This window comes from Mesorhizobium sp. LSJC280B00, from assembly GCF_000502835.1.
GTDB lineage: Bacteria > Pseudomonadota > Alphaproteobacteria > Rhizobiales > Rhizobiaceae > Mesorhizobium.
In genome coordinates, this window is the sequence record NZ_AYVL01000002.1 from 118,158 (window position 1) to 138,030 (window position 19,873).

The window sequence follows — 19,873 nt, forward strand, 5'->3', positions numbered from 1 at the left end:
GAGATTGAATGTCACGTATCGTTTCGCCAATCGCGAATGTTGAAAGAGAGGCGCTACCGGCGAAGCTACCGATCTCCCCCCTTGAGGGGGAGATGGCCGGCAGGCCAGAGGGGGGCGCTGTCCGGGCGCTGTCCCTCCAGCGTTTGAAGGATTTTGTACCTGAAGCGCACGCGCTCCAGCTGGACTCACCCCATCCGTCCTCGCGCCTTGACCGGGAGCGTCTCGATCACCTTGTCGCCTTCGATCAGATGCACCTCGTCGAACAGGTTGGTGACGACGCAGCAATGGTCGGGCACGACGCGCACGCGCTCGCCGATGCGAAGCTCGGCGCCGCCTGACAGCGTGACGTTGCCGTGCTCTTCGCTGAGGCTGGTCACCCTTGCGCCTGAAATGCCCAGCAGCTCGCCGAAATCGGCGAGCCCCAGCGTATCGCTGGACAGAGCCTTGCTGCCGGCGTCGAGGATGGCGCGTATCGGCGTTGGGTGGCTGACCACCGTCGACAGCACCGTCAGTGCGCAATCGTCGAGGCTGCCGACGCCTTTGGCGACCTGGTAGCGGTCGAGATAGATGTAGGTGCCGGGCCGGTATTCGGTAACGACGCTATGCTCGCCGGAACGCCACATATCGGGTGTGCCGCCGCTGGAGATGCGCTCGCAAGAAAGGCCGGCTGCGGCAAGTGCTTGCTGCGCATCGGCGAGCCACGCCTCGGTCTCGGCGGCGCGGCCAGCCCCCGGGTAGGTCATCAAGCCGCCGAAGACGAGCCCCCGGACCTTGTCGATCTCGCTCGCCAGCGCGACTGCCTCGCCGGCCGACTGCACACCGCAGCGGCCCATGCCGGTGTCGCATTCGACCAGCACCGGCAGGCGGTGGCCGGGATCGGTAAAGGTGGCGGCAAGTCCCATCAGCGTGTCCATGCTGTCCGTTGTCACCGACAGGGTTACGCGGCCGTGCAGCGCCTTGAGGCGCTCCAGCTTGGCCCGCCCGAGGATATTGTAGGGCAGAAAGATGTCGGTCAGTCCGGCGTCGGCCATGACCTCGGCCTCGCCGATCTTCTGGCAGGTGATGCCGACGGCGCCGGCCGCGATCTGCTTCTTTGCCCAGTAGGGCAGTTTGTGGGTCTTGATGTGCGGCCTGAGCTTCAGCCCGTGCCGGTCGGCATGGGCCTGCGCCCGCGCGATATTGGCTTCGGCGCGGCCGGCATCGATCAGGATCGCCGGCGTATCGAGGTCGTCTATGCTGCGCATGGTCTCACCATCCGAAAATTGGTTGACCTTATGGCCCTGATCGGACCGCATGTCATGGGGCCAGCGACAGCAGTTTGCATCGACACCGGATGGACGTTCGGCTATTGCGGTTTGAGCAATTCCAGGAAAAGTGTGAAACGGTTTTCCGTCCGGAATTGCGTCCAAAAAAAGATAGAACGGTTCATCGTTTCCGTGAAACGATGAACCGTTCTAGCGCTCGCAAAGCGACGGGAAGGAACCACGATCATGAAACGCTCCGCCATCAACGATATCATCCGCGACGCCGACGCCTTCATCCGCTCGTTCGGCTACATCATGCCGCCCTTCGCCTACTGGTCGCCGGAAGAGATGAAGGCGCGCCGGCAGGATTCGTCGGCAATCTTCTCGTCGCGGCTTGGCTGGGACATCACCGACTACGGCCAGGAGAAATTCGACGAGCTCGGCCTGTTCCTGTTCACCGTTCGCAACGGCCGCTACGAGGACATGAAGAAGGGCATGGGCATGCTTTATGCCGAAAAGATCATGATCTCGCGCAAGGATCAGCTGTCGCCGATGCACCGCCACAACATCAAGGCCGAGGACATCATCAACCGTGGCGGCGGCAAGCTGGTGCTGGAGCTGTTCATGCATGATCGCGATGGCGGCATCGATCCGAAGGCCGAAGTATCGGTGCCTGTCGACGGAACCATCCACAGACTACCTGCGGGTGGGCTCCTGAAGCTCGACCCAGGCCAGAGCGTCACTTTGCTGCCGGGTGTCTGGCATGCCTTCTGGGCCGAGGGCAAGGACGTGCTGATCGGCGAGGTCTCGACCGTCAACGACGATCTCACCGACAACGTCTTCCGCGAGCCGATCGGCCGCTTCGCGGACATCGACGAGGACACAGCACCGCTGCACCTGCTGGTATCCGATTATGAGAAGTGGGTGGGGTAGGGGAGGAGGTGGCGCTGGTTGGAAATGCCGGAACCGATAGCTAGGAGTCCCAATTCAGCTGCTGCAAAAATGTCCGAATACCGATTGTGCTGTCACTGAATTCGCTCGTGCTGTGCAGTGAAAAAACGATATCCACCGTGGGCGGCGCTTCTATTCTCGCTATTATTAGGCGCACTCCGTCATCCAGGTCTCAACGCCCGTTTCTCGTTTCCAATTTCCTCCCACTTGCTGAAGTCGGGGGGAGGAATCGTCGAATTGCTCTCGCATCGATTCGTCGTTTGGAAAGGGAGTGTCGGTGAGGCTGCTGAATTCTTCCCAGGACCCAGACACTGCTGCCTGAATTGCGCGCTCAATTCGGGATTTTTCGGTCTCGCTAATTTTGACTTGCATCGCCTTCGGTCTCTCCGCCCTACCGCGCATGCTTGTCGGCCCTGCGGTTGCCCAGCAGCAGCTTGCGCTCGAGATGCGCCCGCAATTCCCCGTAGTACACCGTCAGGAACGGGCGTGCGTCATGGGCTTGGGGTGCCGCGCCGATCTTGCGTCCGATCGTTTCGGCCACCGTCCGCAGGGCGAAATAGTCGTCGCGGCGCAGCACCTCCTCCAGCTTGTGGAGTTCGGCAATCCCGTAGGCATCGAGTTGGGCGTGGCTGAACCGGAAGGCGCCGGCCGCCGGATCCTGCCGTGCCGACAGGTCTTCAAGCAAGGCGCGCTTCGGCGCCTCGACCACCCAGGTCCCCGCCAACAGGTCGCCGATCCGCATGCGGTCTCGATTGAACAGCGGGAACAAGGCAAACAACAGCGTCCACACCAGTCCGAACACCGTCGTCAGCGTGTCGGCGAGGTCGGTCCCGCTGCGTCCAACGATGATCGACAGCGGCAGGAACACCTCGATCTCGCGCATCAGGTTGCGGGCGATGACCTGGTCGATCGACAGGCCGTCTCCGCTGCGCGACGCGACCCGGATGCCGACGATCCGCTTGCCGGGCGTAGCCGCGCGCCGGCCCGCTTCGAAAACGATGAAGTAGGCGTTGCGCAGAAAGAAGATCAGGATGATCCAGACTACGAAGAGCGGCTGAAATCCCTCGCTGCCAAGGCCTCCCACCCCGAACAGCGCGACGATCGTGATCACGATTGCAGCCACGGCGATGAACACGATGTCGAGCAGGAAGGCGGAGGCCCGCGTGCCGGCGTCAGCAAGCCTAATCCGGAGATCGACGCCTTCGGGCGTGATCAGCGGCCGTATAGCCGCGAAGGCGGCGCGTTTAACGATCGCCATGCCGCACCGCCCGGAACAGGTAGAAATAACCGATCCACAGCACCAGCATGCCACCGCCAATGCCGTAGCGCGTGACGTCGCTGGTGATGGTCTGCCTGCCAATGCCCTCGAGCAGCCCGGCAAACAGCAGCATGACTGAGACCCCGACCATGGCGTTCGCGGCGATGCGTCCGGCGCGAGCCGCTGCCGCCATGCGTGTCAATTCGCCGGGAAAGGCGATGCTGGTGCCGATGCGCATGCCGGCCGCGCCGGCCAAAGCGATCGCGAACAATTCGCTGGTGCCGTGGATGGCCAGCCAACCGCCGAGCTCCATGCCAAGCCCCTTGGACCAATAGACTTGGAACAACGCCCCGATCATGCAGCCGTTGAACAGCATCAGCAGCACCGTCGGCACCGCGAAGGCGAAGCCAAGGGCGAAGGCCAGGATTGCGACCTGGACGTTGTGCGTGAACAGATAGGCGGCAAAGCCTGAGAGAAAGCCATTGTCGCCATCATAAAGCATGCCTCGCAGCAGTTCGGCCGAGGTGTCGGGGCCGCGGCCTCCTGCCAGGCCGGGCGGGATGATCGCGCCGAACCAGCTCTTGTCGGATGCCACCAGCCAGGCGCCTGCACCAATGCCGATCACCATCAGCGCGACCGACGCCAATGTCTCGCGCCACAGGTCGCGAATGGCTTCGGGCCAGTCATGCAGGAAGAAATCGGCGAGGCGCTGCCGCAGCCCGCGGCGCGCGCCGTAGAGATAGAAATAACCGCGCAGGGACAGCGCTTCGAGATAGCCGACCAGCGCATTATCGAGCGAGGTCGCGCGCGCCACCGACAGGGAAGACAGCGCCGATCGATAGAGCAGCGGCAGCGACAGCAGCTCCTCTTCGGAAAGCGTCCGCGGCGCACGCTTCTCGACACGCGCCAGCAGCGCCTCGAATGCTTTCCAGTCGGCCTCGCGCTCGCGGCGGAAGCTGGCTAGCGACTGGCGTACCGCGTCGCCGCGCATCGCATTGCCGCGTACCGGCGCCGTCACAGCAAATCCTCCTGCTTGAACTGCAGATAGCGCTCGACCAGCGCCGGACCGAGCCGGTTGTGGTCGGCTTCGATCACATGCGCCCCGAGCAGGCGCAGCCGGCCGATGACGACCTGCCTTTCGCGCAAGAGCCCTCCGGCAACGACCGCGCGGGCAACATCCTCGCCGGAGCGTGGCGGCAGGTCGGCCAGGCCCTCCAGTTCGGTGTCCTTCATCATCATGAACAGCACGAGATGCCGTTCGGTGAGCCGGCCCACGGTGCGCAGCATCAATTCCGCACTGATCGGATCGACGAAATCGGTGAAGATGATGACCAGCGAGCGGCGGTCGAGCCGCGCCGCCAGCGTCGTCAATGCCAGCGTGAAATTGGTCTCCTCGCTGGAGTAGTCGATCTCGGCGGCCCGTTTCTGGATCATCGCAAAGCTGGCGGGGCCGCGCACCGCGCCGCTCGAAACGCGCGGCCTTGCATCGAAGCCGAACAGGCTGACCATGTCACCGCCCTTCAGCGCGATGAATGCCGACAGCAGGGCGGCCGTCACCGCCCGGTCCACCTTCGGCACACCGTCGACCGGCTCGCACATCAGGCGTCCGCTATCGATGGCCAGCACGATGTTGTTGTTCTCCTCGATGCGGAACTCGCGCGCCAACAGCTTGCCGTGGCGGGCGCTGCGCTTCCAGTCGATCATCCGCCGGCCCATGCCCGGCTGGTAATCCTTGAGCGCGTCGAACTCGCGGCCTTGACCGGCGCGGCGCTGCGCATGGCCTTCGGCAAGCACCGCATGTTGCAGCAGCGTGATCGCCTCGCCGCGAGCGCTGCTGACGTCGGGCAGCACCGCAACCTTGCTTTCCACCGGCAGGACGACCTGGTTCCAGACCAGCCCGAATGGCCCGCGCCAGCGCACCCAGAGACGGTCGAAGCTGGCGACGCCGCGCCGCAGCGCCTGGAAGCGGAGGAAGAGCGACCCGCCTCCGGCGGTTGGCAGCAAGGCGCCGCCGCTGCTGTCCACCGGCGCCAGACGCCCATCGTGGCCGACGCGAGCCTCCGCGGCGCGCGGCCCCGAGTGACGGGCGGTGATTTGCACGCCGAATTCCCCACCAACACCGACCTGCTGCGGCGCATCGATGCTGGCACTCAGCGATGCCCGTCCGCGTCCGGCCGCGGCATCCACCGCCAGGAAGGCAAGCAGCAGGCAACTCCACAGCAATCCCAGATACCAGAACGACGGCAATGCCAGCGCGACCAGGAAGGCCGGGACCGCGCCGGCCGCAGCTGCCCATACCGCTCGGCCGCTGGGATAGATCAACGTGGTGCTTCCGTCTGGTCGACCAGGTCGGAGACGATCTGCTCGACCAGCCGGCCATCGATCTGTGCCGCAGGCGAAAGGATGACGCGATGACGCAGCGCCGGCACCGCCAGCGCCTTGACGTCGTCGGGGATCACATAGGCGCGTCCGTCCAGCGCCGCCCGGGCACGCGCCGCCCGCGCCAGCATGGCGCCGGCGCGCGGACTGGCGCCGACTTCCAGATCGGCATTTTCACGCGTAGCCCGTACCAGCGCCGCTATATAGCCGACGACATCGTCGACAAAGGTGACGGAGCCGACCGTAGCGAGTGCCTCCTGCAGCGTCTCGCGGTCCGTCTGCGCCTCGATGCCATATTGCGCGATGTCGTGCGAGGCGGAGCCGCCGCCGTGATGGACGATGATGGCTCGTTCTTCCTCCGGGCCGGGATAGCTGACGCGGTGCTTGAACAGGAAGCGGTCGAGCTGCGCCTCCGGCAGCGGATAGACGCCCTGGTGCTCGATCGGATTCTGGGTCGCGACGACCATGAAATTGCGGCCGAGCGAATGCGTGGTGCCGTCGAAGGTGACCGCATGTTCCTGCATCGCCTCGAGCAGTGCGGCCTGCGTCTTGGGCGGCGTGCGGTTGATTTCGTCGGCAAGCAGGAGATCGCAGAAGATCGGGCCGCGCGTCAGCGTGAACTGCCCGGTCTGGAAGTTGTAGATGTTCGACCCGACGATATCGCCGGGCATCAGGTCCGGCGTGAACTGGATCCGCCCGTAGGCGATCCCAAGCGCCTGGGCGAAGCAGCGCGCCGTCATTGTCTTGGCCGTGCCCGGAGGACCTTCCAGCAGGATATGCCCGCCCGCAAACAAGGCGGTCAGCATCAGGTCGACCGNCCGTATCGTGCTGCCCGGTGATCGCCTTGGCCACTTCTTCCCTGATCCGTGTCGCCAGGGCCTTCACATCATCGACGTTCACCGAGCCTCCTTGCCGTCCAGTCATGCAGCCGTTCTGCTGCCTGTTGCATCTGCGTCAGATTCTTCGCCTCGCCGGCCGCTTGCGAGCGCGTCGTGAAGCCGCCGGCTTGCTCCTTATCGCGAGAGTCGAGCCAGTGGTCGAGCGCTTTGCCTTGCAACCCTTGCGGTGCGCCGAGCAGCGCGCCGGCGCGCACCCGCATCAAGGCCGCATAGCGGCCTCCCAGCTCGTCCAGCCGGCCGGCACGCCGCATGAGCATCGCCGTCGTATCGACCAGCGCACGCTTGCCGAAGGCGATCGCGCGCTGGTCGATACGCGGCGGGCCGAACCGGCCAAGGCCATGCAGGAACGCCAGCGCCGCAGCGATCAGGATCGTCAGTGTCAGCGCCAGGAACGGCGGCTCGACCAGAAGCTTGGCCAGATCATACTTCCGCCCCGCGCCGTGCAGCGTCAGATCGAACATCACCAGGCCGTCGTCGGGCTGGAGCAAGGCAATCAGCCCGAGCGCGGCTGCCGCCTTTTCGGGATCCTTGAGGGCGGCGTTGTTGATCAGGTCGGGGTCAGTCAGGATATAGAACGGCTTGTCGTTCAGTTCGGTAAGCACAGCCTTGTCATTGCCGGCTGCGATGAGAGGGTACTTGTCGGCCACCCACTGCAATTCTTCGGGTGCGGCAACCATGTTGCCTTCGATGTCGAGTTGCTTTGCCGTGCTCTGGCCGGCACCGATCTTCGCATCGGCGATGCGGCCAAGCCATTCGTTCACCACCGAACCGGGCAATCGCCCGAATTTCATGTTCCAGCCTTCATGCCCCTGCAGCGGCAGGATCTGCCATTTGGGCAGCACGAAAAGCGTGTTCTGATCCTGGCGAAGATTGAGGATGTGGTCGAGCGCCTCCGGATCGCTATCGGGCGAGATGGTGACGATCAGCAGTATATCTCTGGCAAGATCGTCTTCGGTCCGCGCCATCAAGGGCGCTTCGCCGGTGAGCCGCAGCCATTCCGCCAGGCCGGCGTAGCCGACGCCGCTTTTCGATAGCGGCGTGGCGCCGCCATTGCCGGGTTGCCGGAAATCGGGAGCATAGGTGGACAGCAGGAAAAAACCGGCCGCCGCAAGGAGGCTGGCGAAAATCCCCCAAAACAGTGTCTTTCGATTGAACGGCTCCTGTGCCTCGACCGTCGGTGCACTCACGTCCAGGCATCCCGGAAGGCGAAACGTTCATAGGCGCCGCGCGCCTGCCGCCAGCCTTCCGCGCCGACCGGCCGGCGCGCGAACAGCGCCGCCTCGACAATGCGGGCGATCTCGGTAAACGCATGGCGTGCCCTTCCCGGCAGGGAAGGGGCATTGGCGATGTCGCGCGCGGTGAGCGACGGGCGCAGGAAGTCCGGCAGCCGGCCGGCGATATCGGCGACGCTGCGCCGAAGCAAAAGGTGAACCGCCTCGTCATAGTCGCCGCGTGCGGCCAGCGCATCCGCTTGCGACAACAGGATCTGCGCGGCGCCGGCGTCTGGGCGCCAGGTTTCTTCGTCTTCGACTTCCGGCCGCGCGCGCTGCCACGGCAGCCGCCAGGCGATGCCTTTCACCTCAAGGAAGACCAGAAGCAGGATGATTGCGACGCCCGATATCACCGCCCCCCAGAACAGACAGATCATGTAGGGACCGAGCCACGACAAAAAATCCTGCAGCGGTTTCAGCCACTCGGGCGGCTTCGGCGGCACATAGGCCGGCAGGTCGAACTGGATCGATTCGTCGGCGATCAGCTGCTTGTGCAGATTGGTCAGCCGTTCGGCTTCCGCTGTGCCTGGCTGTGCCACCGCCACCCGCTCCCCTGCAACCTGTGGTTCCCAGCCGACACTGACAATGCAGCGGAACAATTGCAAGTGGGCTGGACGGCGACCACCAATCTTGGCAGATTTACCACCGGGGCCGCCAGCCATGCGGCGGTGAGGCAGGGGGAAGCATCATGACATCAGTGACACTGGAACGGCCGAACAAATTTCGCATCGGCAGGGTTTTCAACGACAGCTTCGCTGTCATCAGCCGCAATCCAGTGCTTTGCCTTGGATTGGCCATGCTGTTCTCAGGCTTGCCTACGCTTCTTTACCAGCTTTGGATTTGGAAATGGGCGACCAACGTCGAGGCTGGCGTTCCGGAGTTCTCAGTCCAACGAATCACTGCCACGATCGTTGGCGTGTTGGTTTCCATGACACTGTCGGCAATCCTGCAGGCGGCGCTGGTGCGTGCCGCGATCGAGGATCTGAACGGCAAGCGACCATTGATTGGCGATTGCCTCAAGACGGCAATCTCTCTCCTGCTGCCGGTGATAGGCATCGCGGTGCTGGTGAGCCTCGGCGCCGCCGCCGGCGCGATGCTTCTGCTCGTTCCCGGCATCATATTGTGGCTTCGTTGGTCTGTCGCTGTGCCTGTTTTGGTTCAGGAAAGACTGGGGGTCTTCGGCAGCATGAAGCGCAGCCGGGAACTTACCAAAGGAAGCCGCTGGGCTCTGTTCGGATTCTGGATTGTCCTGTTCATAGCTGTGGTGCTGATCCAGGCCGTGCTCAGCCGTGCGATCATGGTCTTTGGCCTAACCACCGGCATATTTCTTGGCGCCCTGGTGACAGCGATCGTATCCATTGTGACGTCGATCGCCCCGGCAGTCAGCTATGTCGAGCTGCGGCAAGTCAAGGAAGGCACCAGCGTCGAAGACTTGGCGGAAATCTTCTCGTAGCGGCAAGGGATTTGCTGCCTTCGCGTCAGGATCGGTCTGGACTGGATAGGTAATATCGTGGCGTCAATAACGCTGGACCAGCCCAACACATTTCGTATCGGCAGGGTTTTCGGCGCCAGCTTTGCGGTCATCGGCCGCAATCTCGCGCTCTGCCTCGGGCTTGCCCTGATTTTCTACACCTTGCCCAGATTCGTGTTTGCGCTCTGGTTCTGGAAATCCGTTACGAATATCGAGCATGGCGTTGCGGAATTCTCGGTTCAACGGCTCGTGCTCACGGTCGTTGGCGCGATCGGCTATGTGGTCCTTATGGCTTTCCTGGAGGCGGTGCTGACGCGCGCTGCGATCGAGGATTTGAGCGGCAAGCGGCCGTCGATGCGAGATTGTATGGGGACAGCCTTGGCGCTCCTGCTGCCGGCAATCGGCATTTCGCTGATTGTCAACATCGGCTTCACAGTCGGCCTCGTGCTGCTCATCGTTCCGGGATTGTTGTGGTTGGTTCTCTGGGTTGTAGCGATACCGGTTCTGATACAGGAACGTTTGGGAGTATTCGCGAGTTTGGGCCGCAGCCGCGACCTTTCCAAGGGGAGCCGCTGGCGTCTGCTCGGTCTCTGGTTTCCCCTATTCGTGGCTTCGGTCGCAATCAATTTTGCGTCGGACCGCGTCCTATCTTCCTTAGGCATTACGCTCGGGTTCTTCCTGGACGCCTTGCGGGGCGCAGCCGAGCAAGTCGTATTGTCGATCGCCGCAGCGGTCAGCTATGTCGAATTGCGGCAAGTCAAGGAAGGCACCAGCGTCGAAGACTTGGCGGAAATCTTCTCCTGAGGACGCGTGGAGGCTTTTCACCGACGGCTCGGGGCTCTCGCGTTGCGCTACTGAGCCGAGCTTGTTCACAAAGCCTGTGTCTGCGCCGGCAACGCCGCCGCCAGCCGCTTCGCCCATTGCTCGATGCCGGAGCGGCTCGCCAGCAGGTCCTGCCTGATCTCGATAAGGACCGCGGGAATGCCGCGATCGTCGCCATGGACCGGTATGGCGTAGTCGCCGTCGCGGCTGATCACGTAGGGCTCGTTTGCCGCGGCGTTGAGTGCACTGTCGGCGCGCAGGCCGGCAAGCACTGCCTGGCCGAAATCGACTGCCCGATCGTAAAGCACGCCGGCGTGCCAGGGCCGTGCAATGCCGAGGAAGACCGGCGTGAAGGAGTGGATCGTCGCGATCCGCGTCGGTCTGCCCTGCTTCGCCCGGCCATCGAGGTGGGCGGCCACGCGGTCATGGAACGGCGCGAACATGACTTCGGCACGCCGGCTTCGTTCCTCCGGATCGAGGCCGACATTGCCGGGGATGTCAGTGCCTTCCGATAGCACCGGAATGCTGCCGCTGGAACCAAGCGGCCGGTTGAGATCGATCAAAAGCCGCGAATAGGAGCTGAGGAAAGCCGGAGCGTCGAGCAGTCTTGACAGAACACGAGTCACTTCGGCGGCGCCGATGTCCCAGGCGATATGGCGCTGCAAATGGCTGCTGTCGAGACCGAGCCGGGCATACTCTGCCGGAATATGATTGGAAGCGTGCTCGCATATCAAAACGATATCGGAACGCCCCGTTTCGTTGATTGCTTCGACCGCTGGAAGCCAACCTTCCGGTAGGATGGCGTTAGCAAGCGGCTCAGCCATCAATACAGCGTCCGGTAGAGATCGCAGACCGCCACTGGGTCGAGACCAGCGAGGCGCTCGGTCTCATGCCGCTTGAGGCCGACAAAGGTCTCGACGAACACCGGCGCGAACCATCCGGTGACGGTCTTGTCGGCAACGAGCGCGTCGAGTGCCGCAGGCAGCGTTTCCGGCAGCCGCACGAGGCCAAGCTTCTTGCGCTCGGAACCGCTCATCTGCGTCGGGTCGCCCGAGACAAGCGGCGGCGCCGGCAGCTTGGCCTTCAGCCCCTCCAGCCCGGCGCGCACGATCGCCGCCAGCGATAGATATGGATTGCCCGTGGCGTCGGCTGCCCGGTATTCGATGTTGTACTGCCGCGCCGGATCGCGCCCGCCGATCGTCACCGTCGGGCAGATGCGCAGGCTCGCCTCGCGGTCGCGATCGGCAAGCCAGGTGTAGGACGAGCTCCAGCTATGCGGCTTCAGCCGGTAGTAGGACGACACACTCGCCGCCGTCATGGCGGTGATCGCGGGCAGGTGGCGCAGCACGCCGGCACAGAACGAAGCGGCACGGCTGGAAAGGCCGCCAGGCTGGGCCGGATCGTAGGTCGCCGGCTTGCCGGCCTCGTCGACGAAACTGAAATGGATGTGGACGCCGTTGCCGACGGCATCGGGCGCGGTTTTGGGCGCGAAGCTCGCCCGCCAGCCGGCACATCGCGCGACTTCGCGCGTGATCTCGCGGATGGCGACGGCGCGATCGGCCGCGGCGAGCGCATCGGCCGGCTCGCATGTCACCTCGAACTGGTCGGTGCCGAATTCGGCGATCACCACTTCGGGCGCGACGCCGGCTTCCGCCAGCGCCGCCATCAGATTGGCGGCGAACGGGTCGGCGCGGCGCAGTGCTGCCAACGACATCGAATGAGCCGGGCCGAAGTCGCCCTCGATATGGAATTCATGCTCGAAGGCGGCGATGACGGAAAGCCCGGCCGCTGCCTTCAACTCAGTAAGCGCATCCTTGAGCATGGTCCGCGTACAGCCGACCCACGGGCTGCCGTCGAGTTCGACGATGTTGCCGGCGACCATGTCGAAAGGCGTCGCCGATCCGGTCAGCGCCGTGCGGAACCGCGCGTTGAGATCGGGAACGAGCCGCACATCGCCTGACGAGCCCCACGGATTGGGGTCGACGATGGAGTTGAACGGCGTCAGCGACAGATTGGCCTGCAGCCAGCCGACGCCGGTCGCCGCGATCTTCTGCAGCTTGCTTTCGGCGACCGAGCGGCCGCGCGTGATCGCCGAAAGATCGGTGGTGACGACGGCAACCAGCGGTTCGACGGTCATGCAGCTTTTCCCAAGGCTTCGAAACGGGCAGTAACGATGGCGGTATCTGCGACCCAGCAATAGCCGCCGAAGGCTTTTAGCGCACCGTCATGACGCTCCTGCGAGGCGGCGGCGCAAGCGTCGGATACGCAGGTGACGAGATAGCCGCGATCGGCGGCATCGCGCACCGCCATGTCGACGCACTGGTCGGTCATGATGCCAGCGACGACCAGGTAACGCACGCCGAGGTTTTTCAAGACATAGTCGATGTTGGTCGAGTTGAAGACGCCCGACGATGTCTTCGGCAGCATGATCTCGTCGCCGACCGGCGCCAGCGACGGCACCGGCAGGCCCTCGGGCCGGCTCGGCGCGATGTGGATCGGCGTCAGCTTGTGGTCGAGCGAGCGGTCGCGGCCGTCTTCGGTCAGGCTTTGGATGATTGTATGGATCACCTCGACGCCGTTGGCGCGGGCGGCCGCCAGCATGCGCTCCTGGTTGGGGATCGTTCGCGACGCCGTCTGCAGGTAGAAATAGTGGTCGGGACCGCGCTCCGGATGCGCCGGATCGGCCCCGGGTTCCAGCCAGACCCGTTGCATGTCGACCAAAAGCAGCGCGGTTTCGCCGGCCCGGAACGGCTCGTTTCGTTTTGGCAATGCTCGCATCATGCTTGGGGGTCCTGCTTCGCTGATCAAAGTCTGGCTGATTTAGCTGGTTTTGGTCCACACGTCCTGCGTGCGGATGCACTTATTGGGATATTCGAAGTCGCTAATTTAAGGTAAGCTTTGTTTTCGGGCGTGGAGACGGGGGTCTCTGTCATGATCGATTCAGATGTGTTCGACTTTGTCGAACGCTGCAGGAAGCACACAGCTACCGGGCCGCTTCTGGGCGACTTGCTCGAAACCGTGCGAAATCTCGGCTTCGAGCACCTGATCCTGAGCGGCGTGCCGCTCGGTGGCCAGAAGCTTGCACCCATGGTTGAACTGAATGGCTGGCCGGCCGGCTGGTTCGAGCGCTATGTCGAGGCCGAGCATGCCGCGGCTGATGGTGTCTGCATCTATTCGGCAAAGACTTTAAAGCCGTTCCTGTGGTCCGAAGTCCCGGCAAAGTGGTCGGATACGGAGGGCTCGCGACGCGTCGCCGGCGAGGCGACTGAATTCGGCATCTGCAGCGGCTTCGCCGTGCCGATGCTCAGCGTTCATCATTGGCAATCCGTGCTGTCGTTTGCGTCTTCCGCGAAGTCCTGCACCCTTTCAGCGCGCCATCAGGTGCAACTGGTGACCATGGCGGTATACGCGGGCATGTCGATCCAGGCCTTGGCGAATGACGATGACGGCGATGAAGGCGTGCTGACCGATCGCGAGAAAGAGGTGCTGCTCTGGGCTGCGGCCGGCAAGACCTCATCGGAAACCTCACAGATTCTCGGCCTGACCGAGCGTACGGTCAAATGGCACTCGACACGGGCTCGCGAGGCTTTTGGCGTCGCAACGACCACGCAAGCGGTCGTCGAGGCGGTGCGCCGCCGTCTGATCCATCCCTAAACGCGTCAACTGTCCCATCGGACAGGTGACGTATATTAGCGCGACTGCAAATATCCCTGCGAGAAACGATCGGGGGATCGCGCCATGATAACGGCCCACGTAGTCAATGCGCATAACAAGCATCTCTACGAAAACGAATTCGACGAGTTTCTGCGCCGGCGGCACGACTTCTTCGTGCACCAGAAACATTGGCGCCCTCCGAGCCCGGACGGTCGCGAGCTGGACCAGTTCGATACCGACGCGGCGACTTACCTGCTCGGTATCGAAGATGGTCGCGTAGTGACTTCGGCTCGATTGATCCCAACGAGCGAGCCGCACATGGTCTCGGAGGTCTTTTCTCACATGTGCGAAAAATCGGGCGTCCCGAGGCGCCCCGATTGGGCCGAATGGACCCGCACATTCGTCGTTCCCGACAAACGCTCAACCGGGTTGCGGGGTACGCTGACGCAGCTGTGCTGCGCGGTGATGGAATACGCTCTCGACGAGGGCCTCGGCGCCGTCGGCGGCATCCAGGAAACCTACTTCATGCCGCACCACGGCGCCCTCAAATGGCGCGCCGAGCCGATGGGCATGGCCAGGGAAGAAAACGGCGAATGGTACATCGTCGCGTATATCGAGGTGAATGAGGCGGCGCTGGCGAGTGTGCGGAAGATACTTGGGATTGAGCATTCGTTGTTGGTTCGGTGTGGAACGCAAATACCGTTCCTCCTAGAAACCAGCGTGTCATTGGTCTGTAATCGGGTCTAAGTCTAATGGTTAACTGGGAGGGTAATTATGTCTGTCATTCTTGCGTCAGCCAGAATAAAGGAAGGTCAGCTCGCGGAACATTCGGCAAATGTGAAATGGGAAAACAATGTGTTATCATTTGAAATTGCAGAAAAGTACAAAGGGCATTTTGTGCCAATAGTATCTCACTGTCATAACGTTCCTCATGTAACGAGTAGCTATTGGATCAAGCAGGTTGGATCGGAATACATCGTCGTGATGCAGTCAGCTCAGGACACAAGTGGAAGGGTATTTCCGCCTACCGATTTCACGGCAGTCATAGTTTCCACCGTCTAGTGAAGGCGCCGCCACAGCTAGAGGCCTGTGAGCGGATTACGGTGACGGTGCACTATTTTCTTTTCGCCGCCTGCCTCGTTTTCCCGGGCTCACGGCCTTGCCGATTTCCTCGGCGATGCTCTCGGCCCACGGGCGCATCGAAAACCGCGACATCGGCGACGCGGCGATACTCGATGACCAGTTCTTGTGGAACACATAGTCTTCGGACGTGAAAACACTTTGGCTCACCCGTACGGTGCTGGGGATGCGGCAGACCGGGAACACCGGCAAGGTGCACGTGCGGCGAGGGCGACATGGTAAAAAGTGCACTGTCACCGTAATTCTGATCTATACTCGGGACACCAGCTCGAATGCCTACGGCAAGGCGAAGGGCGGATGAAGCGCTTGATAGAGTTCTCTTTTTAGTCATGTGGCGATGTTAAGATGTTAGCCTCCGACCTAACGAAATTTATCGAGCAGGATCATCTGGCTCTGGATGCCTTCGTAAAGGGCGATCCTGAGCCCTTGAAAAACCTCTACTCGCGACAGGACGACGTCATTATTGCCAATCCCTTTGGCCCGCCGGCGAAGGGATGGAGAAAGGCCGCTGAGACCATGGAACGGGCCGCCACCAATTACCGGCACGGCAAGGCCATCGGATTTGAGCGCATCTCGGAGTATGCGACAGCCGACTTAGGATACATCATCGAGGTCGAGCGGTTCCAATCCAAGGTCGGTGGTGGCAACAAACTGGTGCCGATTGCGCTTCGAGTCACCACCATATTCCGGCGCGAGGAAGGCGCGTGGAGGATCGTCCTTCGTCATGCCGATCCGATAACCTCGGCACGCCCGCCGACGTCCATTGTCGGGGAGTAGAAGGGTTGCCGGAGAGGTTTTAGGAATTACGGTGACAGTCCGCTATTTTCTTTTCGCCGCGCGCCTCGTTCCGGGTTCTCACGGCTTTGCCGATTTGCCCGGCGATGCTCTCGGCCCACGGGTGCATCGAAAACCGCGACATCGGCGACGCGGCAATATTCGATGAGCAGTTCTTGTGGAACACATAGTCTTCGGACGTGAAAACACTTTGGCTCGCCGGTACGGTGCTGGGGGATGCCGCAGACCGGGAACGCGGGCAAGGTGCACAATGCGGCGGAGGCGACATGGTAAAAGTGCACTGTCACCGTAATTCATCCTTAGCGGCCAATTTCCCGCGTCGCATCAACAATCTAGGTCATTTTCGGTTTCGCTTTAGGCAGCGCGGCCAGCAAGAGCTGGTGCTGTTTCTTCTTTCTCTTCGACGTGAGGGCTCACCCATTCGTCGGTTATCACGCGGCTGGCCAAGGTGCCCGGCACCGCTTTTCTCAAGGCACGCAGCAAAAAGTATCTAACCCGCTCGGACAGTCAAGAGGTGTGGCAGGCAGGCCATGCGCAGCCAGCCGCAGCGAGCCGCCAAGACGCGCGAAGCACTTCGGCGGTGTAGGACAGCGGCACGCCAGAACGCGCGCAGGCCAGGCGTTGGCTTGCCCAATTGTGTTTTGACTATTTGGCTGAACGGGCGCGTAAAATATCAGGTTCGCCCGGTCGGGCGAACTAACTCAGGGAGGATGTTATGAAGATGAATCGACGTAATGCTCTCGCCCTTGGTGCCACCTCGTTGGCGGCCCCGCTATTGGTCGCAAAGCCCATTCCGGTAGCGGCCAAGACCTACGGTCCGACTGATGGCAAAGAGATTTTTCCCGGCGTTCGGCTCGTCGAACTGGGAACACGAGACTCCCATATCAAGGGGTACAAGAAAATTGCCATGGAAGACGTCGTCTACCAGCCAAAGGCAACTAGCCCGCTCGGGGATGTCATGGCCGACGATATGGTCTGCACGGTCACTGAAGGCGAGCTGCAGGTCACGGCCGGAGACATGCAGTTCACGGCCAAGGAGGGTGACGTATGGAGCTGCGGCAAGGGTAGCACGAAGGAGGCTGCTACGAACAACGGAACAGCGGTCGCAGTGATGCGGGTGATTAACCTGAAGGCTGCATAAAGTTACCCACACTCTGGCGACTGCAGACGCTCCAGCCGGCTTCGGCCGGCGGGCTTTTCCGGTGCGCCACGGCCTCGATGACCGGACATTTCTGCCGGCGCGCTGTGGCCAGCGCGGCGGCAGACTGAGGCCTTAGCGCACGGGCGAGCCGCCCTTCAGTGGTGGTGGGCGGAAACGCTCTTGACGTATTCGGACACCAGTTCCCTCGGTGCCGACTGACTGACGTCGCCGACACTAAGGATGCCGACCATCCGCATATTCTTGTTGATCACCGGCAACCTGCGGATTTTCAGTTCTTCCATGTGCCGTACGGCCTTGGCCAGATCGTCGTCTTCGCGGCAGCAGTGAATGCCGGCCGTCATAACATCGCGCGCCGTTGCGATGCGGCCGTCGAAACCATCTTCTGCCAGTCCGTTGCAGACAATATCGCGGTCGGTCACCATTCCGATCAGTCGGTCGTTCTCTCCAATGGGAATCGACCCGATATCCTGGGCTCGCATCATTTTCGCCAGTTCGGTGACAGCGGTTTCGGGGCTGACCCAGTCGACACCCTTATGCATTGCGTCTTTGACTTTCATGGCGGACCTCCCTTGCTGGGTTGGTGAATGTCCCCCTGTCCCATTCTAACGCGGACGGGGTTTGGCTGCCAGAGGTCATCATCCAGACCCGCATTTTGCGGTGGTTGTCATGCGGAATTACGGTGACAGTGCACTTTTTACCATGTCGCTCCCGCCGCATGGTGCACCTTGCCCGCGTTCCCGGTCTGCCGCATCCCCCAGCATCGATAACCGCAACATCGGCGACGCGGCAATATTCGATGAGCGGTCCTTGTGGAACGCATAGTCTTCGGACGTGAAAACACTTTGGCTCGCCTGTACGGTGCTGCGGCAGACCGGGAACGCGGGCAAGGTTACACAATGCGGCGGGGCGAACATGGTAAAAAGTGCACCGTCACCGTAATTCCGGTGCACTAATTTCTTTTCGCCGCCTGCCTCGTTTTCCGGGTTTCGCGGCTTTGCCGATTTGCCCGGCGATGCTCTCGGCCCACAGGTGCATCGAAACCCGCGACATCGGCGACGCGGCAATACTCGATGAGCAGTTCTTGCGGAACTTATAGTCTTCGGACGTGAAAACACTTTGGCTCGCCCGTACGGTGCCGGGGATGCGGCAGACCGGGAACGCGGGCAAGGTGCACCATGCTGCTGCGGCGGCGGCATGGCAAAAAGTGCACTGTCACCGTAATTCACTGCCGAAGCAGGAATTGATATAAACCGTGGGAATCGCGAGGCCGCCCTTGCGGGGGTGACGCCGGCGCTGCATCCTGACCAGAAGGCCCGGGGGGACACCGTGAACCTATCGAGCAGCGCGGCGAAAGGGCGAGCCGTCCTGACGCGAACCTGGAACCGAATTCGGTTCTGGTGCAGCTTTCCTTTTGCTCGCCTCGGTTTTTGGCTTCGGGAACGCAAGCGCTACAATGCGATGTTCCCGCGACGCTGGCTGAGTCCTGCCCAGATCATTGACCACGACCTCGAACTTGTAGACGATGATGATGTCGGCAAGCTGGATCGATCGTTGCTGGATTTGCTTGTTGCCAGAAGGGATCATCTTAAGTCGTCAAGTGGGAAATTCACCATTTTAAATATATCACTTTTTACCTTTTTGGTTGCGAACTACTTTCACCTAGGAACCGATGTTAGCGTCTATGGAATTTCTATTAAAAGCTCTCCAGGTGTTGCGGAATCTCTTCTCGCTATATCAAGCACGCTCGGAATATACGCGGCCACCCTCCAGGCCAACATAGCAATCGTCGACGGGGCTATAGCCCACCTTCTCAAGCGGATTTTTCCTCGGGGTATACTCAATGTTATGCAGTCAGCTTTGATTCCAGAGACTGCCATCGGGAAATACTTTCCATCGAATATACCACATCTGGTTTTTACAGGTTTTCATTCGGCTGCTTCCAAATATTTCGTATATTTTTATTTTGATGTTGTTGATTGTAGTAATAGCATGCGTGTACGCAATAAATATGCTTCTGATGAAGGAAATATGGATCGCGTCATCTCTTGGAGTTTACAGTAAGATAATCGTTGTCTATGTCTTTATTTGCGGTATTTTTGGCGCAATGTTTCTATTGCTAACCAGGTTTCCTTCTCCATACCGAGATTATTCGGTGCTCCACAAGATGCAAATTGCAGAACAACTATGGCCGGATCAGGCATCGGACCTTCGACAACAGCTTTACGGGCCAAAATCGAGGACCGGGCCGATTTAGAACGTCGAGGATACATCAAGCCTTACAAGATGCCAGAAGGAGCTTGAATACGAGCGGGGCGGCCCCGTCTTGCCACAAGAGCCTGCCTACGATCCGTCACTCCATACCGGAATACGATTGATTCCCAGCCGGCGGATACGAAGGCCGACAGCCTCGCGCTTGGTCGCGGAAAATGGCTCCACTTCCAGCCTGCCGTGATCCTTGCCGTCTTCGCATTTTCATTCGGTAAGCCAGCGAGTCGATGTCCACATCGCCAAAAATCTGGATCAGATCATCGGGGAAATAATTGTAGAGCTCTTGCAGTAGCCGCAGCGGATGCGGACCAGCCGCCTGCCGTCGTTCAAATTGGATAGCGGCTAACAGTGTGGCGTGTCGCGGCACGAAATTGCAGGAAACGAAAAATCCCGATCGCCATAAGTCTCTGATTTGGCTTGTTGGCTGGGGAACCTGGATTCGAACCAGGACTAACGGAGTCAGAGTCCGTGGGTCTACCGTTAACCTATTCCCCAGCAGGGTGGGCCGCCAGGCAGCCGCGCGGCCCTTGTAGCCGCCGCCGGAAAATAGTCAACCCTG

At 61.4% G+C, this 19,873-nt stretch carries 19 protein-coding genes, 1 tRNA gene and 1 pseudogene; 9 read left to right on the forward strand and 12 right to left on the reverse strand.

Annotated elements, in window-relative coordinates:
- Positions 1-185: 185 nt before the first annotated feature.
- Positions 186-1,244 (reverse strand): D-TA family PLP-dependent enzyme, encoded by a 1,059-nt coding sequence (locus tag X773_RS42770; RefSeq protein ID WP_023674427.1) that lies wholly within the window; start codon positions 1,242-1,244, stop codon positions 186-188.
- A gap of 246 nt (positions 1,245-1,490) precedes the next feature.
- Here X773_RS42770 and X773_RS42775 point away from each other — a divergent pair, with 246 nt between their 5' ends.
- On the forward strand, positions 1,491-2,177 hold the full coding sequence (locus X773_RS42775; protein ID WP_023674428.1) for a D-lyxose/D-mannose family sugar isomerase: 687 nt from the start codon (positions 1,491-1,493) through the stop codon (positions 2,175-2,177).
- A gap of 409 nt (positions 2,178-2,586) precedes the next feature.
- On the opposite strand, the gene X773_RS42780 is transcribed toward X773_RS42775, so the two are convergent.
- The 6 genes and pseudogenes from X773_RS42780 to X773_RS42805 form a co-directional block, all read right to left on the reverse strand.
- The gene (locus X773_RS42780) at positions 2,587-3,453 is read right to left on the reverse strand and encodes an RDD family protein (protein ID WP_023674430.1); all 867 of its coding nucleotides are present in this window, start codon (positions 3,451-3,453) and stop codon (positions 2,587-2,589) included.
- A complete protein-coding gene (locus X773_RS42785) occupies positions 3,440-4,471 on the reverse strand; it encodes a stage II sporulation protein M (RefSeq protein WP_245274615.1) in 1,032 nt (343 codons plus the stop codon). Before X773_RS42785 ends, X773_RS42780 begins: the two co-directional genes overlap by 14 nt.
- On the reverse strand, positions 4,468-5,775 hold the full coding sequence (locus X773_RS42790) for a DUF58 domain-containing protein (protein ID WP_023674432.1): 1,308 nt from the start codon (positions 5,773-5,775) through the stop codon (positions 4,468-4,470). Before X773_RS42790 ends, X773_RS42785 begins: the two co-directional genes overlap by 4 nt.
- A pseudogene (locus X773_RS42795) lies at positions 5,772-6,732 on the reverse strand (MoxR family ATPase). Before X773_RS42795 ends, X773_RS42790 begins: the two are co-directional and overlap by 4 nt.
- Positions 6,719-7,918 (reverse strand): DUF4350 domain-containing protein, encoded by a 1,200-nt coding sequence (locus X773_RS42800; RefSeq protein ID WP_023674433.1) that lies wholly within the window; start codon positions 7,916-7,918, stop codon positions 6,719-6,721. Before X773_RS42800 ends, X773_RS42795 begins: the two are co-directional and overlap by 14 nt.
- A complete protein-coding gene (locus tag X773_RS42805) occupies positions 7,915-8,541 on the reverse strand; it encodes a DUF4129 domain-containing protein (protein WP_245274616.1) in 627 nt (208 codons plus the stop codon). The genes X773_RS42800 and X773_RS42805 overlap by 4 nt, the downstream gene beginning before the upstream one ends.
- Before the next feature lie 257 nt (positions 8,542-8,798).
- On the opposite strand from X773_RS42805, the gene X773_RS42810 reads away from it, so the two are divergent.
- Together X773_RS42810 and X773_RS42815 are read left to right on the forward strand one after the other, a co-directional pair.
- Positions 8,799-9,455 (forward strand): hypothetical protein, encoded by a 657-nt coding sequence (locus tag X773_RS42810; protein ID WP_245274617.1) that lies wholly within the window; start codon positions 8,799-8,801, stop codon positions 9,453-9,455.
- Between the two features lie 192 nt (positions 9,456-9,647).
- Positions 9,648-10,277 carry a hypothetical protein gene (locus X773_RS42815; RefSeq protein ID WP_156937262.1) on the forward strand — a complete coding sequence of 210 codons (630 nt, stop codon included), beginning with the start codon at positions 9,648-9,650 and terminating at the stop codon, positions 10,275-10,277.
- 65 nt (positions 10,278-10,342) lie between these two features.
- On the opposite strand, the gene X773_RS42820 is transcribed toward X773_RS42815, so the two are convergent.
- The 3 genes from X773_RS42820 to X773_RS42830 are packed head-to-tail and all read right to left on the reverse strand — an operon-like array spanning position 10,343 to position 13,076.
- The gene (locus X773_RS42820) at positions 10,343-11,119 is read right to left on the reverse strand and encodes an N-formylglutamate amidohydrolase (protein ID WP_031211164.1); all 777 of its coding nucleotides are present in this window, start codon (positions 11,117-11,119) and stop codon (positions 10,343-10,345) included.
- On the reverse strand, positions 11,119-12,432 hold the full coding sequence (locus X773_RS42825; RefSeq protein ID WP_023674438.1) for a glutamine synthetase: 1,314 nt from the start codon (positions 12,430-12,432) through the stop codon (positions 11,119-11,121). Before X773_RS42825 ends, X773_RS42820 begins: the two co-directional genes overlap by 1 nt.
- Positions 12,429-13,076, reverse strand: coding sequence for an isochorismatase family cysteine hydrolase (locus X773_RS42830; protein WP_084640934.1), 648 nt, complete (start codon positions 13,074-13,076; stop codon positions 12,429-12,431). The genes X773_RS42825 and X773_RS42830 overlap by 4 nt, the downstream gene beginning before the upstream one ends.
- Positions 13,077-13,226: 150 nt before the next feature.
- Here X773_RS42830 and X773_RS42835 point away from each other — a divergent pair, with 150 nt between their 5' ends.
- The 5 genes from X773_RS42835 to X773_RS42850 all read left to right on the forward strand — a co-directional run bounded on the left by X773_RS42835 (position 13,227) and on the right by X773_RS42850 (position 17,025).
- A complete protein-coding gene (locus X773_RS42835) occupies positions 13,227-13,949 on the forward strand; it encodes a LuxR family transcriptional regulator (protein ID WP_023674440.1) in 723 nt (240 codons plus the stop codon).
- Positions 13,950-14,033: 84 nt separating this feature from the next.
- Positions 14,034-14,696 (forward strand): acyl-homoserine-lactone synthase, encoded by a 663-nt coding sequence (locus tag X773_RS42840; RefSeq protein WP_023674441.1) that lies wholly within the window; start codon positions 14,034-14,036, stop codon positions 14,694-14,696.
- 27 nt (positions 14,697-14,723) lie between these two features.
- A complete protein-coding gene (locus X773_RS77840; RefSeq protein WP_210164202.1) occupies positions 14,724-15,011 on the forward strand; it encodes a hypothetical protein in 288 nt (95 codons plus the stop codon).
- Between the two features lie 423 nt (positions 15,012-15,434).
- Positions 15,435-15,866: a nuclear transport factor 2 family protein gene (locus X773_RS42845; protein ID WP_023674442.1), complete on the forward strand. Its 432-nt coding sequence runs from the start codon at positions 15,435-15,437 to the stop codon at positions 15,864-15,866.
- A gap of 733 nt (positions 15,867-16,599) precedes the next feature.
- The gene (locus X773_RS42850) at positions 16,600-17,025 is read left to right on the forward strand and encodes a hypothetical protein (RefSeq protein ID WP_023674443.1); all 426 of its coding nucleotides are present in this window, start codon (positions 16,600-16,602) and stop codon (positions 17,023-17,025) included.
- A gap of 155 nt (positions 17,026-17,180) precedes the next feature.
- Here the strand turns inward: X773_RS42850 and X773_RS42855 are convergent, their stop codons facing one another.
- Entirely contained in the window at positions 17,181-17,603 is a 423-nt protein-coding gene (locus X773_RS42855) for a CBS domain-containing protein (protein ID WP_023674444.1), read from the reverse strand.
- Between the two features lie 769 nt (positions 17,604-18,372).
- On the opposite strand from X773_RS42855, the gene X773_RS76165 reads away from it, so the two are divergent.
- A complete protein-coding gene (locus X773_RS76165; RefSeq protein WP_156937263.1) occupies positions 18,373-19,107 on the forward strand; it encodes a hypothetical protein in 735 nt (244 codons plus the stop codon).
- Positions 19,108-19,735: 628 nt separating this feature from the next.
- Here X773_RS76165 and X773_RS42870 read toward each other — a convergent pair.
- A tRNA-Gln gene (locus tag X773_RS42870) sits at positions 19,736-19,809 on the reverse strand.
- Positions 19,810-19,873: the final 64 nt, after the last annotated feature.

Coding starts and splice junctions, on each gene's coding strand:
- X773_RS42825 (WP_023674438.1), bottom strand. CDS start 12,432: ATGACCGTCGAACCGCTGGTTGCCGTCGTCACCACCGATCTTTCGGCG.
- X773_RS42820 (WP_031211164.1), bottom strand. CDS start 11,119: ATGGCTGAGCCGCTTGCTAACGCCATCCTACCGGAAGGTTGGCTTCCA.
- X773_RS42770 (WP_023674427.1), bottom strand. CDS start 1,244: ATGCGCAGCATAGACGACCTCGATACGCCGGCGATCCTGATCGATGCC.
- X773_RS77840 (WP_210164202.1), top strand. CDS start 14,724: ATGTCTGTCATTCTTGCGTCAGCCAGAATAAAGGAAGGTCAGCTCGCG.
- X773_RS42810 (WP_245274617.1), top strand. CDS start 8,799: ATGCTGTTCTCAGGCTTGCCTACGCTTCTTTACCAGCTTTGGATTTGG.
- X773_RS42780 (WP_023674430.1), bottom strand. CDS start 3,453: ATGGCGATCGTTAAACGCGCCGCCTTCGCGGCTATACGGCCGCTGATC.
- X773_RS42830 (WP_084640934.1), bottom strand. CDS start 13,076: ATGATGCGAGCATTGCCAAAACGAAACGAGCCGTTCCGGGCCGGCGAA.
- X773_RS42835 (WP_023674440.1), top strand. CDS start 13,227: ATGATCGATTCAGATGTGTTCGACTTTGTCGAACGCTGCAGGAAGCAC.
- X773_RS42775 (WP_023674428.1), top strand. CDS start 1,491: ATGAAACGCTCCGCCATCAACGATATCATCCGCGACGCCGACGCCTTC.
- X773_RS42845 (WP_023674442.1), top strand. CDS start 15,435: ATGTTAGCCTCCGACCTAACGAAATTTATCGAGCAGGATCATCTGGCT.
- X773_RS42840 (WP_023674441.1), top strand. CDS start 14,034: ATGATAACGGCCCACGTAGTCAATGCGCATAACAAGCATCTCTACGAA.
- X773_RS42855 (WP_023674444.1), bottom strand. CDS start 17,603: ATGAAAGTCAAAGACGCAATGCATAAGGGTGTCGACTGGGTCAGCCCC.
- X773_RS42850 (WP_023674443.1), top strand. CDS start 16,600: ATGAAGATGAATCGACGTAATGCTCTCGCCCTTGGTGCCACCTCGTTG.